Genomic DNA, 16788 nt, shown 5'->3' with positions numbered 1-16788 from the left:
ATGTTAATATGTTTTTTAACTAATATGTTGCAGTAAACCCTTAGCCAATTAAAGTTTTCATTTCGTCGTATTCATACATATGAACGCCGGCTATTTCCCTGTTTGCGGCGGCCACCATCGATTTGGCAACATCGGCTGCCTGTATGGGTTTGTATTTGCGCCAGGCCCCAATCAATAAAAAGGAGGTGGCCTTTACAACCACTTGTGCAATACGTTCGCCCAGGCGGAATTCCTGTCTGTTGCCCAGCAAAAGAGAGGGGCGGAAAATATGAATGCTTTCGAAGGGAAGTGCAGTAATATCTTCTTCAATACAGCCTTTTAATTGCAGATAAAAGTTAGCGGCAACGGGATTGGCTCCAACGGCTGATACCAGCAGGAACTGGCTAAAGCCATGCTGAACGCCCAGGCGGGCAGTAATGATGGGAATATCGTAGTCTACTTTGCGGTATTCAGTTTTATTGCCTTTTACTTTTTTGCGGGTGGTGCCAATGCAACAAAATATTACGTCGCCGATATCGATTCTGGCAGCAATGTCTTTTTCATCATTAAAATTAACAACCTGTATGTCTATTTTCGGATGGTTAATGGTTAGGGGTTTTCGTACTAATAGTCTGACTCTGTTAAAATATTCATTTTCTAACAGTTCCTGTACCAGGTGCTGACCAATTAATCCGGTAGCTCCCAGCACAACCGCGGTTTTTCGATGCATAATTTGTTATTTTGCCCTGCTGATGACGCAAATTCAACAAAATATTCCGCTCCGGCAATACAACACACTGGGTATTGACATAGTAGCCAGGTTCTTTGCCGCCTTTACTTCGGTTGATGAACTGGGTGAATTGATCGAAAATAATCCCAATACGGGAATAGCGCCGCTCATTTTAGGTGGCGGCAGTAATATTCTTTTTAAAGACCATGTGAATGGACTGGTGCTAAAAAACGATATTCCCGGGTTGAGTGTCGTAAAAGAAGACGCAGACCGGGTGTATGTAAAGACCGGCGCAGGGGAGGTGTGGCATAAATTTGTACAATTTTGCCTGCATCAGAACTGGGCCGGGGTTGAAAATTTGTCGCTGATACCGGGTTGTGTAGGGGCCAGTCCCATGCAGAATATCGGCGCCTATGGTGTCGAGATCAAAGAGGTTTTTGAGGAACTGGAAGCGTTTCATCTCCACGACAAAAAGGTGTATGTGTTCAAAGCCAGCGATTGCGCCTTTGGCTACCGCGAAAGCGTGTTCAAGAGAAAATACCGCAACCAGTTTGTTATTTTAAATGTTACCTACCGGTTGAATAAAAAACCGGTATTCAATACCAGTTATGGCGCTATAGAACAGGAACTGGAAAGAATGGGCGTACAGGATTTGACGATACAGGCGGTATCACAAGCGGTGATCAACATCCGCACTTCCAAGCTGCCCGATCCCGCGAAGATTGGCAATGCCGGCAGCTTTTTCAAAAACCCATCTGTTGTCGTTGCTCTATACGAACAATTAAAAAAACAATACCCTCACATTGTTGGCTATCCCAATACTGATGGTACTATAAAACTGGCTGCAGGCTGGTTAATAGAACAAAGCGGTTGGAAAGGCTATCGCCATGGCGATGCCGGGGTGCATGAAAGACAGGCGCTGGTATTGGTAAACTATGGTCATGCCACCGGTCAGGATATTTATGACCTGAGCTCAGTCATAATGAAAAGCGTGCACGATAAATTTGGTGTGGAGCTGGAACGGGAGGTGAATGTGGTATAGGGGGGCTGTTAATACATTAAATAAAAATGTCGAAGTGATTCACTTCGACATTCATAATTGAAGATTTAATATGCTCCATTAATTAAAATCATCACTGTCTAATTCTTCCTCGCCAAATGAAGTGGCATTGCCCAGCATGGAACCCATCAGGTCTTTGAACTCGATGCGGCTTTCCAGAATCTTTTTACTGATCATGGAAAAGGCGGCCAGGCCGTGTAATACAAACTCCATTAACAGCGCGGCGTCTTTTTCATTGGCCTGTTTAAAATACTTTTTCACCAGTGCATGCAGGCCATCTACCTTATACAGCTGCTGTATTTTGTCTTCGTCCTTTGTATGGAACAACAGGTTTAATGAATTGCCTTTGTCGAACCAGCTTGAGATGGAACGATAAGGATTTTCTTCGGCTGCCTGTTGATTGCGTTTCTTCTTCAATGTTTCCGGATTGGGAAAGTATTGAATGAATTGTGACCGGATGGCTTTATCGAGCAGGTTCATGGCTACCTGGTATGGGCCTTCCTGCTCGCCTTCATACACCAGTTCAATTTTACCGGTAATAGAAGGGATCAGGCCAATCAGATCGCTGATCCATACCTGCGTGTTGTTTTCTTTATTGATCAATGCACGGCGCTCGGCAGAGCTCACGGCATTTTCAAATGCAGAGATGCTTAACCGGGCCGATACGCCGCTTTTCTTATCAACCAGTTCGCTGGAGCGGGCTTCAAACGAGATCTGCTCGATCAGTCGTTTTATCAGATCGCTCATTTTCACCTTCGCTTCCTGTTCCTTCAAAATATCGGCTTCCTGCTCGGTAATCGTAAGGGCAGTTTCGATGGTTTTGGGATAGTGCGTCAGGATCTGGCTCTCGATCCGGTCTTTCAACGGGGTTACAATAGAACCGCGGTTGGTATAGTCTTCCGGGTTGGCCGTGAATACAAATAAGATATCCAACGGCATGCGCAGTTTGAAACCGCGGATCTGTACATCGCCTTCTTCCAGGATATTGAACAAAGCTACCTGGATGCGGGCTTGTAAGTCGGGAATTTCGTTGATAACGAAAATGCCGCGGTTACTGCGGGGGATAATACCATAGTGGATCACGCGTTCATCGGCAAAGCTTAACCGCAAATTAGCTGCTTTAATGGGATCAATGTCGCCAATAAGGTCAGCCACGCTTACATCGGGCGTTGCGAGCTTTTCGCCATAACGTTCACTGCGATGTACCCAGTGGATGGGAGTGTCGTCGCCATATTGCGCAATCAGGTCTTTGGCGTGGATGGAAATGGGATTCAACGGATCGTCGTTGATCTCAGTACCTTCGATCACCGGGATGTATTCATCGAGTAATTCAATCATTTGCCGGGCCATACGCGTTTTTGCCTGTCCGCGCAAACCAAGGAATAAAATGTTGTGACGCGACAGAAGCGCCCTTTCTACATCGGGTATAACTGTTTCTTCATAGCCTATGATCCCGTTAAAGGTGCTTTCCTGCTTTTGTAATTTGCAAATTAGGTTCTTCCTGATCTCATCTTTTACTGACTTTGGTTGATAGCCACTCTTCTTAAGTTCGCCCAGGGTTTTTATTTTTGGTATGCTCATAGTAATAGTTCGTTTCTTGATCTTTTTTAATAAACCGTCTTTCTTTTTCCATTTTCAAAATCGCGGAAGATAAAGGCGCCCAACCGGTCGAGCGAAGCAAAGAAAGCCTTGCCGCTGTTGGTCTCCGTAAATTCCTGTACAAACCGTTGTAAATACGGGTCTGTAGCGATCATAAAAGTGGTAATTGGCACTTTTAATTTTTTGCATTGGGCGGCCAGGTTCAAACAACGATTGGTAATGCGGCGGTCGAGCCCAAAGCTGTTCTTATAATAGCGTTTGCCAATTTTTAAACAGGTGGGTTTACCATCGGTGATCATAAAGATCTGTTTGTTGGGATTTTTGCGGCGGCGCAAAATATCCATCGCCATTTCCAAACCGGCTACCGTATTGGTATGGTAAGGACCAACCTGTAAATAAGGAAGGTCTTTTATTTCAACAGGCCAGGCATCGTTGCCAAACACTACTATATCCAGGGTGTCTTTGGGATATTTGGTAGTGATGAGCTCGCTCAGCGCCATGGCTACTTTTTTAGCCGGCGTAATGCGGTCTTCGCCATACAGGATCATCGAGTGTGAAATATCGATCATCAGTACGGTAGAAGTTTGTGATTTGAAATCGGTTTCGCGAATGGCCAGGTCATCTTCCTGCATGTTGAAGCTTTCAATGCCGTGATTGATCTGCGCATTGCGAATGCTGGTGGTGAAATCGATCTGCTCCAGGGTATCGCCAAACTGAAAAGGCCGCGTTTCGGGATTGATCTCATCACCACCGCCGGGTTTGAATGTATGGTGGTCGCCGGTTTTGGTTTTCTTCAGTTTACCGAATATTTCTTCCAGCGATCTTTTGCGGATGCCCTGTTCGGTTTTGGAGGTGATTTTGATCTCGCCGCTGACCTGGTTCTCCTGGATGTAACCTTTTTCTTTTAATTCATCTATAAAGTCGCCCATGCCATACTCGTTGTTCGTAAGCTCATATTCTTTATCGAGCTGGTTCATCCAGTCCAGTGCTTCACTAACGTCGCCATTGGTATAGGTAAGCAATTGCATGAACACATCCAGCAACTGCTCAAATTTCGTTTTGCCCTCCTTACGGGGATCGAATTTGGTAAAATGATGTCCTATCACTGCTAATAATGTTTTAATGTACAATGAATTGGTTCTTCTTATACGATTCTTTGGTTGCCCCGCTTTCGCTAAAGCTACAGCGGGCACGCAGGACTAACCCAATTTAAGCATTAAAATTCATTCATTGACGTATGTAATTTTTGTTAACACTACAACAAACTACGGCAGCAATTGTTGCAAAAGCCCTTAAAACAAGAGTGCCTCCCGATTTATCGGGAGGCACTCTATATTTTTGAAATATATCTGTTGGTTTAAACTTTTCTACGGCTTTGTTGTATCCACTGCTTTTTGTGAATCGGCTGCATTTAATTCAGCAGGCGCGTTTTCAACACCGCCTTTGCCGTTGCCGGTTTTACCGCCAAATTGTTTTTCCCAGTCAGACATTTGCATCAGCATCTGGTAGCTCGATACGATGTCCTGTACAAATACCATCTGTTTTTCTGACAACATAACCGGCGCATTTACATCTTTCATGTAATTGGCTGCGTTGATGGCCAGGTTTTCATTGGTCATACTTTCATCGCCCAACGAACGATAGTATTTCATTTGTTGTTCCAGGTCAGTTTTAACCGACTTGCTAACCTTTTGGGCCAGCTCCTGGTCGCCGCTGCGGTAAGCAGCATACAGGTACGTCATGGTAACGCGGTTGTGGAAGTTGCCACGGTTTGAAGTCATACCGTATGGGATGTTGCTTTCCAGCACCGAGTTATCGTATTTGCGCAATTCTTTACGGGCTGAATCCATTTTACCGGCATCAACCAGCGCCATACCCAGGAACGCATGCGCCTGGCGAATGCTGTTCAAATGGCGGCGGTTTTCCTCATCAAAGTAAACATGTGGTTTGGCAGCATTGCCATAAGCAAATTTCTCTGTGAGGTTTTTGTAGGATACATCCAGTTCCACGCTGGTGCCTTCAACAGGTACCAGGCGGTAGGAGAGCCCTTCCATGCGAACATATTTTTCCAGACCCAGATCTTCCAACTCCTGTGTAGAAGTGAAGTAAATAGGACGTTTCCATTTGTTGCCGGCAATAATGGCCAGTACAGCCAGGTCGTTCTTTTGCAGATACTGACGTTTGATGTCGAGTTTCAGTTCGCTTACCACGCTGTCGCCGGGATTCAGCGGTATATTCTTTTTCGCCCATTCCACATCTACAGGTACACTCAATTTGCTTGCCGGAATAATGTTACCCATGTCCTCATCATTAAACTGAACCGTATTTTTAGGATCATCGCTGGCGGTAACATTTTTCAGGATGTCGTACAGGTTGTAGTATTTGCTCTGATCGTATCCTGCCAGCAATTGCCCGTTGCCGTGGCTGAGGTAGGCTGGTGTGAATACCACATTGCGTTTATCCCCTTCAATTTGTTGCGGCGTAAAGATCACGTCGGTAGGCGCGCTTTCGTTTACTTTATAACGCAGCTCATTGATGTACCAGTCGGTACCCAACAGGCTGTAGTTAATTACGCGCAGGTCAGGACGGATCTTCTCCACTTCCTGGGAATACCACAATGGATAAGTATCGTTATCTCCAAAGGAGATCAGGATACCATCCTTGGCGCAGCTTTCCAGGTAATCCTTACCAATGTCGCGGGCCAGGGTTTTCTTGCTGCGGTCGTGGTCGTCCCACTCCTGCGAAGCCATCAACACTGGTACGGCCAGTAAGCAAATACCCAGGGCCGCATATTCTGCAGTAGCGCCACCTTTCAGGTAGCGGCTCAGTTGTTCTTTCACCCAAATAACACCCAGGCCAATCCAGATAGCAAATGCGTAGAAGGAGCCAACGTAGGCGTAGTCTCGTTCACGTGGTTGCTGACCGCTTTGGTTCAGGTAGATCACGATGGCCATTCCGGTAAAGAAGAATAACAGGAAGCTGATCAGCCAGTCGCGTTTGTTGCGGTTCAACTGAAAGATAAATCCTATAACACCCAATATAAATGGCAGGAAGAATAATTTGTTATTGGCCTTGTTCGTAGAACCGGCTGTATCGGGCAGCTCGGCAGGCGTACTGTGGCCAAAGATACCTTTGTCTATAAAGTTGATACCACTGTTCCAGTTACCGTCACGGCGGTTGCCAAAGCCCTGCAGGTCGTTTTGTTTACCGGCAAAATTCCACATGAAATAACGCCAGTACATCCAGCGGAACTGGTAGTCGAGGAAGTAGTGAATGTTGTTGATGAAGGTGGGAGGGCCGTCGCCGCTCATGCCGCTAAAAGTCTGATACACGTACTCCTGGTTTCGCTCATTGCCATTGTCCCACATCCGCGGGAAAATGTGCGGTCCTATCTTCTCAGTCTTTTCAGGATCCCATTTATGTTGTTCTGCAATTTGTTGTTTTTCTTCTTCAGACGGGCTGGCGCTGAAATCCTGTTTGCGGGTTTTACCGGCCGCAACGTATTTGTCTTTTCCGTTTTCTTCGCCTTTTACGTACAGATCGCCGGTAGTAACAAAAGGCGAGCGGTAAACATAGTCAGGACCGTACAAAATGGGCCAGTCGCCATATTGTTCACGGCTCAGGTAACCTACCAGGCTCACCGGGTTGTCAACATTGTACATATCTACCGATGGGTTGGCTGAAGAACGCACCAGGGTAGTGAAATACGTTGAATAACCCAGAATGAGGAAGATGGTAGACCAAACACCGATCTTCAAAAACGAAAGGATGTCCTTTTTTAAATAGTAGCAGAAGCCAATGATAACTCCCAGGCCTGCCAACAGTAAAAGAAAAGTAAGAACACCATTTATGAAAGGGAAACAGAATAATAAGATGATGGCCGACAACCAAACGGCAAAACCAGTGAACTTCTGGATCTGCGCTTCGGTGAACCTGGTACCAAGGATCAGTAAGCCGGCGAGCAGTACGAAGTAGGTTGCAAACCCTACGAAGAAGGAGGTGCCCATGTTGTTCACAAAGAACTGGTCAAAAAGACCTGCCCCCTTGATGGACCATTGAATGATAGCTACCTGTACCAGACCGGTGATCACACAGCCTATCACTAAGGCAAAGATGATTCCGGGGGTAGTTACCTTATAGCGTTTGAAATAATACACCATTACAATGGCGGGAATGGTCAACAGGTTCAACAGGTGCACCCCGATTGACAGACCCATCAGATAAAATATCAATATTAACCAGCGATCGGCCCGGGAGAATTTATGACCGTCGAGTTTATTTTCTGTATCAACTTCATGTTCCCATTTCAGGATGGCCCAAAAAACTGCGGCCGTGAACAGGGATGATAAGGCGTACACCTCACCCTCAACGGCACTGTACCAGAAAGAATCGGAGAAAGTATAGGCCAGGGCGCCTACAGCACCGGCACCCATAATGGTGATCAGCTGCTGTTTGGTTAATTCAACACCCTCTTTTTTTACAATTTTACGGGCAAAGTGGGTGATACTCCAAAACAGGAATAATATGGTGAAGCCACTGGCGATGGCATTCATGAAATTCACGCCGAGTGCGGCATTTGTTGGATTGTCGCCAAAAAGAATAATGAAAAAACGGCCCAGCAGGATAAAGAGCGGGGCTCCCGGAGGGTGGGGGATCTGGAGTTTATAGGCACTGCTGACAAATTCACCGCAGTCCCAGAAACTGCCGGTTGGTTCCATAGTGAGCACGTATACGCTACAAGCAATCAGGCACACGACCCAACCCACTATGTTGTTCACTCGGTTAAAATTCATAAAGTGTTGGTTTAAAGAATGGGCAAATATATGGTCTTAGTTTTAAGTTTCTAACTCAAAGTTTTTGTTAACTATTAGATTTCTTGGGGGTTAGAGCCCGTTTTGACCCGCCGGCTACCGGTTTTGGATAGGAAATTGCCCAAAAACATATGTAAAAATGTATCAATGATCCCTGCTTATGTATAAATCGCTCTGAATCAGCCGCTCTGGTTACAAAAGGCCTATACAGCTAATTTACCCGCCGATGGCCTAAAATGTTTAAAACATGTCCTTTAAGACAAGGTAATCTGTTGTTAGCTTTGTGGTATGGTAGAGTCTAATGCTGCAGACAACAGTTCTCAAAAAAGGAAACAGGTGGTGATTGTTACCATCAGCAGTAATATGCTGGTGGTATTGGCCGGACCTACCGACGTTTTCTGTATCGCGAACAGGATCCTGCAGGACCGTGGCGCCGGTGGGTATGATGTGGTGGTGGCCGCCGCAACCGCCGATAAAAAAATTGATACCGGCACCGGCATGAGCATTGTTTGCCAGCAAACGGTGATGGACATTACAACGCCTATCGACACCCTTATTATCGGCGGGTACGACTCCCGCGATTCCACTCAACCTGAATTGAAAGATTTTTACGATTGGTTATCCACCCGCAATGAAGTTAATACGCGCCGGATCGCATCCGTATGCAGTGGCGCCTTTGTATTGGCAAAGGCAGGCATCTTAAACGGGCGAAAAGCCACTACCCATTGGTACCACGCCGAAAAATTGAATAAGCTGTATCCCGAAGTGCAGGTAAACAGTGATCCTATGTATACCCAGGATGGTTATGTATATACTTCAGGCGGGGCCTCATCGGGTATTGACCTGGCGCTGGCTATGGTGGAGCAGGATTATGGGAAGGGTATAGCCGGCACCGTAGCCAAACGAATGGTTTTTTATTTGAACAGACCCGGGTTCCAGGCACAGTATGGTAATTTGTTACCCGCCTATGAACCGCAGCACATCGCTCAAAAAACACAAACCTGGCTCACCGAACATTTACACGAAAAGCTGGATGTTAACCAGGTAGCAGAGTATATGAATATGAGCACAAGAAACTTTACCCGCGTTTTTACCAAACAAACCGGCATGCCGCCTGCCAGGTTTATAGAAAAGCTCAGAATTGAAACGGCCCGCAAATACCTGGAGGATACGGATCTGTCGATTGAAAGGGTGGCAGAACTATGCGGTTTGGGTGGACTGGTCTCCATGCGACGAACATTTTTAAGACATCTTATGACCACGCCTTCCGATTACCGGCGCTCATTCAGGACCTCCCTGAAACCCAGCGCCCCACTGGTTTAATACAAATTATAAATATGGTTTGAACCCGGCCCGCAAGGGTATTGGGATTCTATTCTTATAACTAAAAATATACCGGTTGGTATAAATAAAATGACACCGTTAAGAAAAAATCTCCTGATAATAACAGTGCTATTGGCTGCTGTAATGGAGTTGATAGATGCTACCATTGTAAATGTTGCCCTCTCACATATGAGTGGTAACCTGGGTGCTACTATTGAAGACACATCGTGGGTGGTTACATCTTATTCAATTGCCAATGTTATTATCATTCCAATTACCAGTTTTTTAACGGCTAAGTTTGGCCGGCGTAACTATTATATTACTTCCATTCTCATTTTTACCATCTGTTCTGTTATGTGCGGTTCAGCAAATGATATCTGGACGCTGGTATTTTTCCGTTTTGTGCAGGGGTTGGGGGGAGGCGCATTGCTTTCCGTATCGCAGGCGGTTATTTTTGAGCAATTTCCCAGGGAAAAGCAGGCAACGGCGGGCGCCATCTTTGGGATAGGTGTTTTTATTGGCCCCACCATTGGGCCTACACTGGGCGGTTATATCGTAGACCATTACTCGTGGCCCTGGATATTTTTTGTAAACGTTCCGGTTGGGATAATGGCCATCATTTCCTGTTATAAACTGCTCACCGAACCGCCTATTAAACCGGTAGCAAAAAAGATTGACTGGACAGGTATTATGTTATTGGCAATAGGCATAGGCACTTTGCAAACGGTGTTGGAGCGCGGCGAAACCGAGGACTGGTTTGCAACCGCTTATATTGCGTGGTTCACCGTAATTTCAATAGTTACGCTGACGGCCTTTGTTATCTGGGATCTGAAAATTTCAAATCCTGTTGTTGATTTAAGTGTGTTGCGAAGTAAGACATTAAGTATAGCTGCTGTGCTGACCTTTATTACGGGCGTTGGCTTATACAGTTCTATTTTTGTAACGCCGGTTATAGCACAACGATTGCTTGGTTACACCCCTTTACAAACCGGGTTGATGATGCTGCCGGGCGCTCTGTTAGCGGTGTTGGCGTTGGTATTTTCCGGTAAGATCATGCAGCGTGGGGTGTCACCGGTATTTATTGTAGCAGCCGGTTATATTTCTTTTATCTACTTTAACTGGCACATGGCGCATATGAGCCTCGATGCATCTGATACGTACATTAGTACCACCCTCATCTTCCGGTCGGTTGGAATGGCTTTCCTGGCGGTACCGCTTACCACGCTGGCTGTTTCCTCGCTTGAGCCAAAAGATATTCCGCAAGGCGCTGCACTTAATAACATGATGCGGCAGTTGGGCGGCTCTTTTGGGATTGCTGTTATAAACACCTATTATACCCGGCGTACAGCTGTTCACAGAAGTGACCTGGTTTCCAACATCACCATTGAAAACCCACAGGTAGCGGAGCGCATTAATAACGGGATAAATTATTTTATGTCCAAAGGGGCCGGTTTCTTTGAAGCAAAGGCGCAGGCAATTGGTTTGCTGAATGCACAGGTGGTTAAACAAACATCTATGCTCAGTTACCTGGATGCGTTCTTCTTTTTGGGAAGTCTTTTCGTTCTCACCATGCCTTTGTTATTGTTTGTTCGCACAAAGAAGCGGCTGGCGGCCAGTGTGGTGATCCCGGATCATTGAAAATACAGGCGTTATTCAGGCGCCTGGTTATTTTTCATCCGGCTCGATTTAAGTCCGAAAATGGTATACAAAGGACAAAAACCAACTAAACTTGTCAATACAAATACACTACCCAATATTACGAGTACTATGCCGGTAATACCAGTTACTATGCCTGCAAAAAACAGGTAGGCAAAAACCGCAGCTACCAGTATGCGGATGATCCGGTCTGCGGAACCCATATTCTTTTTCATATAAGATTATTTAACTTGTTAAATAAAAAATAAGCCAGGCTATTGCTGTAGCTATACTTATGCATAAAATGCACACCCCTATAAACTTCTTTAGTTTATTGTTCACCGGATAAAAGCATTTATCGTTATAAAATTAGCCTGATTACTATAGCTCTTTTATGACTTAGGTTGGGGCAGGGGTGATTTTTGTCATATCACGCAGGTAAACAATGTCGCAAATAACCCTCATTTTGTCCTGATTGGCCTCTGTTTAAGTCCCGGTTTCGGGCCATCTTTGTGTCAACAAAAACAAATCGTATGTCAAACAATTCAGTTTCGTTGCACAGAATGATTAAAACATCTCCCGAAAAGGTATATCGCGCATTTACCGAAGCCCTGGCAATTGCATCCTGGTTACCCCCTTATGGATTTCTTTGTTCCGTTCAGGAGATGAATGTAAAAACAGGCGGTACTTTCAGAATGTCGTTTACGAATTTCACAACCGGTAATGGACATTCATTTGGTGGTACTTACGTGGAAGTTAAGCCGAATGAGTTTTTAAAATACACCGATAATTTTGATGATCCCAATCTGCCCGGAGAAATGGTCACATCTGTATGGATCCGTAAAACTATTGCGGGTACAGAATTGAAAGTTGAACAAACAGGCATTCCTGCCGCTATCCCGGCTGAAATGTGTTATTTAGGCTGGCAGGATTCCCTGGATAAGCTGATTAAACTGGTAGAACCTAATATTCCGGACGGGATGTAATATTAAGCAGTTGGAAAAGAATGGAACTCATATAGCTTATAAGGATCATCGGTGATGCTGTTTATGCAGATAAGCCAATTCTGCCGAGCTACCGGAAAAGTACAGGGGCCATAAGTGAAAATTCTGATTTCTCTTGTGGCCTCAAAGATGATCCTTGCAGGCTTTTTTTGGTAAAACACCCACACGTAACGTAGCGTCGTTACTGATAACCTGGATCCCGGATCGAATATCGAATATTATGTTTGTCAGCCCTTCAATCATAATTAAGACAAAGGTAAGAATCGAAAAATTCACTTTTCTATTAGGGTTTATAGATTATCTTCAGCGCACTAATGAATGCATTAATGAGAAACTTTATTCTGATTGTTCTTATCTGCTTGTTTGCCTCGAAAAGTACCTGGTGTCAATCGAAACAATACGAAGTCTATGCGTTGAAATTTGCTTCGTCTGCCCACTTGTGGCCGATAGCTGATTGGGTTGACAAAGGGCCTGCAAGCGATAGTTTAAGGATCGACTTCATGATATGGTTGATAAAAGGAAACGGTAAGACCATTTTAGTTGACGCCGGTTTTCTAAACGATATTCCCGATGCAAAAGAATTTGCCATTGTAAACTATGTGCGGCCCGATTCAACCCTGCAGAAATTGGGCTTGAAACCTGCTGATATTACTGACATTGTTTTAAGTCATCCCCACTGGGACCACATTGATGGACTTGATCTGTTTCCCAATGCGCAGGTATGGATGCAGCAGGACGATTTCTATTATTATGTGGGCGCTGCCTGGCAAAAGGGCGGCAATTCCGGCGGATTTAATAAGCGGGATGTAAGAAAACTGATTGACAAAAACCTGGCAGGTAAATTAACGCTTGTGAATGGCGACAACCAGGAAATTATTCCCGGAATAAAAGTATTTACCGGGTCAAGACACACTTTCAATTCGCAGTATGTACTGGTTGAAACGGGTACAAATAAAGTGATCCTTGCTTCTGATAATATCTGGGTATATTATAGCCTGGAACACATGCAACCAGCCTCGGTAGGTGGTACGTATGACCCGGCGGGATATGTAAATGCCATGCAAAGAATGAAAACGTTGGTGACTAATCCCAGGTATATTATTCCCGGTCATGATGGGAAAATATTTTCAAACTTTCCCGTGGTAAAGGAAGGAGTGGTGAAGATAGATTAGCGATTTCACAGATCGTACAGGCTAAATGAAACCATTTTAGAAGTGTTGCTGTCTTCTGTTTGCCAACTGGTGTTCGATCATTTTTTTTTTGATATTAGTTCTTCTATGTATTTTCTGGACTTCATCCTTTTTAGCTGCAGCTCTCGCTTTTTTGCAGCGTCCAAATCTTCAAATTGTTCTGTATAGAGTAATTTCCAGGGAATACCTAAGCTAGTGAATTTGGAATGGCCAATGTTATGCTCGTATAAACGACGTTCCATGTTTATACAAGCACCGATATAGTATTTGTTCAGTTTTTCCGAATACAAAATATACATACAAGGCATAAAAAAAGAGGCTACCAATTTTGATAGCCTCTTTACCATTTCTGTGATCCCGCTGGGACTCGAACCCAGGACCCCAACATTAAAAGTGTTGTGCTCTACCAACTGAGCTACGAGATCGACCTAAGAACTTTAAATTATGTTAGCAAGATTGATTTCGAACCCATGGCCCTCCCGATAAAATCGGGAGGCTCTACCAACTGAGCTACGAGATCGACCTAAGAACTTTAAATTATGTTAGCAAGATTGATTTCGAACCCATGGCCCTCCCGATAAAATCGGGATGCTCTACCAACTGAGCTACGAGATCGACCTAAAGAGCTTAAAATTATTTGAATAAGACAGATTTCGAACCCAGGGGCCCTCCCGATAAAATCGGGATGCTCTACCAACTGAGCTACGAGATCGACCTAAAGAGCTTAAAATTATTTGAATAAGATAGATTTCGAACCCAGGGCCCTCCCGATAAAATCGGGATGCTCTACCAACTGAGCTACGAGATCGACCTAAGAACTTTAAATTATGTTAGCAAGTTTGATTTCGAACCCAGGACCCTCCCGATAAAATCGGGATGCTCTACCAACTGAGCTACGAGATCGACCTAAGAACTTTAAATTATGTTAGCAAGATTGATTTCGAACCCAGGGCCCTCCCGATAAAATCGGGATGCTCTGCCAACTGAGCTACGAGATCGACCAAAGAACTTTACTCTTACGAGCTGCGAAGATACTTAACCAATAATTCTGGCATAAAAAAAGGCTACCATTTTTGATAGCCTTTCTGCCATTTTTTGTGATCCCGCTGGGACTCGAACCCAGGACCCCAACATTAAAAGTGTTGTGCTCTACCAACTGAGCTACGAGATCGACCTAAAGAGCTTAAAATTATTTGAATAAGACAGATTTCGAACCCAGGGCCCTCCCGATAAAATCGGGATGCTCTACCAACTGAGCTACGAGATCAACCTTATAAAGGTCTTAATTATTTGAAGAACTTGGCCCAAAATCGCTATTCAACTCCTTCATTTTCTTTCCTTTCTGACCGTTTTTCGTATCGGTGCGTTTATTTTGGGAGTGCAAAAATAGGAGAAAATCATATCCCACCAAATTTTTTTAAAAAAATCATAAACTATTTTCTCAACTCTTATTTTTTCAGCGGGTTAACTCCGCTATTTTTGTGTTTACAAAAGTAACGCTATGTCATTTTTAAAAGATAAGGTTGTAGCTATAACGGGTGGAAGTGATGGAATAGGAAAGGCCCTGGTTGATGCCTGTATTGCCGAAGGGGCAAAAGTGGCTACCTGTGCGCGTAATTACGACAAATTATACTCCCTTCAGCTGCAGCACGCCAATGTTATGCTGCATACCATCACCTGCGACGTAAGTAATGAAGCCGATTGCAAGCGTTTTATCGAATCTACCATAAAAACCTTCGGTGGCATAGACATCCTTATCAATAATGCCGGTATCAGTATGCGTGCTTTGTTCAACGATGCCGATATTGAAGTGATTAAAAAAGTAATGGACGTTAACTTTTTTGGTTCAGTATACTGCACTAAATACGCATTACCCTCTATCCTGGAACGTAAAGGAACTGTAGTAGGCGTTTCTTCCATTGCCGGTTACCGGGGTTTACCGGGCCGTGCAGCTTATTCTGCATCTAAATTCGCCTTACAGGGCTGGTTAGAGGCCATCCGTACGGAGTTATTGCATTCCGGTGTGCACGTAATGTGGGTATGTCCGGGCTTTACAGCGTCTAATATCCGAAATGCGGCCCTGAATGAGCAAGGCAACCCGCAGGGCGAGTCTCCGCTCGACGAGGCCAGTTTAATGAGCGCTGAAGAATGCTCGCGCGAGATCCTGAAAGCCATCGAAAACCGGAAGCGTACCCTGGTTCTTACCTTCAACGGGAAAAGAACTATCTTTTTGAACAAACTCTTCCCCTCGCTAACGGATAAGCTGGTATACAAATTCTTTTTTAAAAACAATGAGCTGAGCAAGTAAACAGCTCATTTCCTATAACTTTATTTAAATTCAAACTTTTTCATTTCTCATTCCTTATTTTTAATTCTTAATTTCTTAAATGCCTTTACTAACCCTCACTTCTGATTTTGGTATGCAAGACTACCTGGTGGGTGCAGTAAAAGGCCGGTTATTGCAACAGAACCCGGAATTTACCCTGGTTGATATATCACATACCATTTCTCCATTCAATTACCCGCAGGCGGCTTATATCAGCCGTAATGCCATCAGGCAATTCCCTTCTCACACCTACCATTTGCTGCTGGTAAACCTGTTTGAAAAAAAGCCGGAGCAATTATTATTAGCCTTTCACCAGGAACAATACATTTTATGTGCTGATAATGGTTTGCTCTCGATGATGCTTGAAGATAAACCTGAAATGATCATTGGGCTGCCACTGGATCCCAAAGCCATAAAGAATACCCTGTATTGTGTGCAGGTAATGGGCGAAGCAATACAGAAATTACACAATGGCGCCCGTTTGCAGGATATAGGTATCCCGGATGTGCCCTTTGTTGAAAAGAATCACCTGCGTCCGTTGTTTGGTGAGAACTGGATGGAAGGACAGATCATCTTTATAGACCATTTCGAAAACATTGTTGTAAATATTACCCGCGATCAATTTGAAGAACATCGCAAAGGGCGCCCCTTTAAGATCGTTTTTAAACGCAACGAAGTGATCGATAAAGTGGCTGAGACCTATGCCGATGTGCCTGAAGGCGAAAAGCTCGCAATTTTCAATGCGGCGGGCTACCTGGAGATTGCTATCAATAAAGGCAATGCTGCCGGTTTATTTGGCCTCCAGGGTTTTACCGAACAAGCCAAACATCTCCAAAGCAGGCTGTTCTACCAAACGGTAAAGATCATGTTTGGGTAGTTCACATATCCGCTTTTACTTATCTGGACGTAAAACCAGGTCAACGGATATACAGGCTATTTAGAATGTGTTGACTGACAGCCAATACCCAAGTCTTAGTATTTTTATTTCTACAAGCCAAGTAAATTTTTTGTGTCAATAATTTACTGTAACATTGATTTACTGTTAGTGTATTCATTTCTATAATAGGAGAGGCATGTAATAAATCATTATTCCTCATTTTTATTAAATCTCCATGTCATGCCACATACATA

The 16788-nt window shown here is 44.4% G+C and carries 13 protein-coding genes and 2 tRNA genes; 7 read left to right on the top strand and 8 right to left on the bottom strand.

Annotated elements, in window-relative coordinates:
• Nucleotides 1-40: 40 nt before the first annotated feature.
• Nucleotides 41-709 (bottom strand): NAD(P)H-binding protein, encoded by a 669-nt coding sequence (locus NIAKO_RS14370; protein WP_014219170.1) that lies wholly within the window; start codon nucleotides 707-709, stop codon nucleotides 41-43.
• A 22-nt stretch (nucleotides 710-731) separates the two neighbouring features.
• Here NIAKO_RS14370 and murB point away from each other — a divergent pair, with 22 nt between their 5' ends.
• Nucleotides 732-1751 carry a UDP-N-acetylmuramate dehydrogenase gene (murB, locus tag NIAKO_RS14365; RefSeq protein WP_014219169.1) on the top strand — a complete coding sequence of 340 codons (1020 nt, stop codon included), beginning with the start codon at nucleotides 732-734 and terminating at the stop codon, nucleotides 1749-1751.
• Between the two features lie 78 nt (nucleotides 1752-1829).
• On the opposite strand, the gene NIAKO_RS14360 is transcribed toward murB, so the two are convergent.
• The 3 genes from NIAKO_RS14360 to NIAKO_RS14350 all read right to left on the bottom strand — a co-directional run bounded on the left by NIAKO_RS14360 (nucleotide 1830) and on the right by NIAKO_RS14350 (nucleotide 8161).
• Nucleotides 1830-3350 (bottom strand): sigma 54-interacting transcriptional regulator, encoded by a 1521-nt coding sequence (locus NIAKO_RS14360; RefSeq protein ID WP_014219168.1) that lies wholly within the window; start codon nucleotides 3348-3350, stop codon nucleotides 1830-1832.
• A 26-nt stretch (nucleotides 3351-3376) separates the two neighbouring features.
• On the bottom strand, nucleotides 3377-4474 hold the full coding sequence (locus NIAKO_RS14355) for a vWA domain-containing protein (RefSeq protein ID WP_014219167.1): 1098 nt from the start codon (nucleotides 4472-4474) through the stop codon (nucleotides 3377-3379).
• Nucleotides 4475-4735: 261 nt separating this feature from the next.
• Nucleotides 4736-8161, bottom strand: coding sequence for a glycosyltransferase family 117 protein (locus NIAKO_RS14350; RefSeq protein WP_014219166.1), 3426 nt, complete (start codon nucleotides 8159-8161; stop codon nucleotides 4736-4738).
• Between the two features lie 306 nt (nucleotides 8162-8467).
• On the opposite strand from NIAKO_RS14350, the gene NIAKO_RS14345 reads away from it, so the two are divergent.
• Nucleotides 8468-9502 carry a GlxA family transcriptional regulator gene (locus NIAKO_RS14345; RefSeq protein ID WP_014219165.1) on the top strand — a complete coding sequence of 345 codons (1035 nt, stop codon included), beginning with the start codon at nucleotides 8468-8470 and terminating at the stop codon, nucleotides 9500-9502.
• A 90-nt stretch (nucleotides 9503-9592) separates the two neighbouring features.
• A complete protein-coding gene (locus NIAKO_RS14340) occupies nucleotides 9593-11140 on the top strand; it encodes a DHA2 family efflux MFS transporter permease subunit (RefSeq protein WP_014219164.1) in 1548 nt (515 codons plus the stop codon).
• An 11-nt stretch (nucleotides 11141-11151) separates the two neighbouring features.
• Here the strand turns inward: NIAKO_RS14340 and NIAKO_RS14335 are convergent, their stop codons facing one another.
• Nucleotides 11152-11373, bottom strand: coding sequence for a YgaP family membrane protein (locus NIAKO_RS14335; protein WP_014219163.1), 222 nt, complete (start codon nucleotides 11371-11373; stop codon nucleotides 11152-11154).
• Nucleotides 11374-11670: 297 nt separating this feature from the next.
• On the opposite strand from NIAKO_RS14335, the gene NIAKO_RS14330 reads away from it, so the two are divergent.
• A complete protein-coding gene (locus NIAKO_RS14330; RefSeq protein ID WP_014219162.1) occupies nucleotides 11671-12123 on the top strand; it encodes an SRPBCC family protein in 453 nt (150 codons plus the stop codon).
• 344 nt (nucleotides 12124-12467) lie between these two features.
• Nucleotides 12468-13313, top strand: coding sequence for an N-acyl homoserine lactonase family protein (locus tag NIAKO_RS14325; RefSeq protein WP_014219161.1), 846 nt, complete (start codon nucleotides 12468-12470; stop codon nucleotides 13311-13313).
• Nucleotides 13314-13390: 77 nt separating this feature from the next.
• Here NIAKO_RS14325 and NIAKO_RS39735 read toward each other — a convergent pair whose 3' ends face one another.
• The 3 genes from NIAKO_RS39735 to NIAKO_RS14305 all read right to left on the bottom strand — a co-directional run bounded on the left by NIAKO_RS39735 (nucleotide 13391) and on the right by NIAKO_RS14305 (nucleotide 14502).
• A complete protein-coding gene (locus NIAKO_RS39735) occupies nucleotides 13391-13630 on the bottom strand; it encodes a GIY-YIG nuclease family protein (protein WP_071884235.1) in 240 nt (79 codons plus the stop codon).
• A 53-nt stretch (nucleotides 13631-13683) separates the two neighbouring features.
• Nucleotides 13684-13756 (bottom strand) — tRNA-Lys (locus tag NIAKO_RS14315).
• Between the two features lie 673 nt (nucleotides 13757-14429).
• Nucleotides 14430-14502 (bottom strand) — tRNA-Lys (locus tag NIAKO_RS14305).
• A gap of 330 nt (nucleotides 14503-14832) precedes the next feature.
• On the opposite strand from NIAKO_RS14305, the gene NIAKO_RS14300 reads away from it, so the two are divergent.
• Nucleotides 14833-15639, top strand: a complete 807-nt coding sequence (locus tag NIAKO_RS14300; RefSeq protein WP_014219159.1) for an SDR family oxidoreductase — start codon at nucleotides 14833-14835, stop codon at nucleotides 15637-15639.
• 79 nt (nucleotides 15640-15718) lie between these two features.
• Nucleotides 15719-16534, top strand: a complete 816-nt coding sequence (locus NIAKO_RS14295) for an SAM hydrolase/SAM-dependent halogenase family protein (RefSeq protein WP_014219158.1) — start codon at nucleotides 15719-15721, stop codon at nucleotides 16532-16534.
• The last annotated feature ends 254 nt before the right edge of the window (nucleotides 16535-16788 follow it).

Source organism: Niastella koreensis GR20-10 (assembly GCF_000246855.1).
Taxonomy (GTDB): domain Bacteria; phylum Bacteroidota; class Bacteroidia; order Chitinophagales; family Chitinophagaceae; genus Niastella; species Niastella koreensis.
This window is presented reverse-complemented; position numbering and strand designations above follow the sequence as displayed.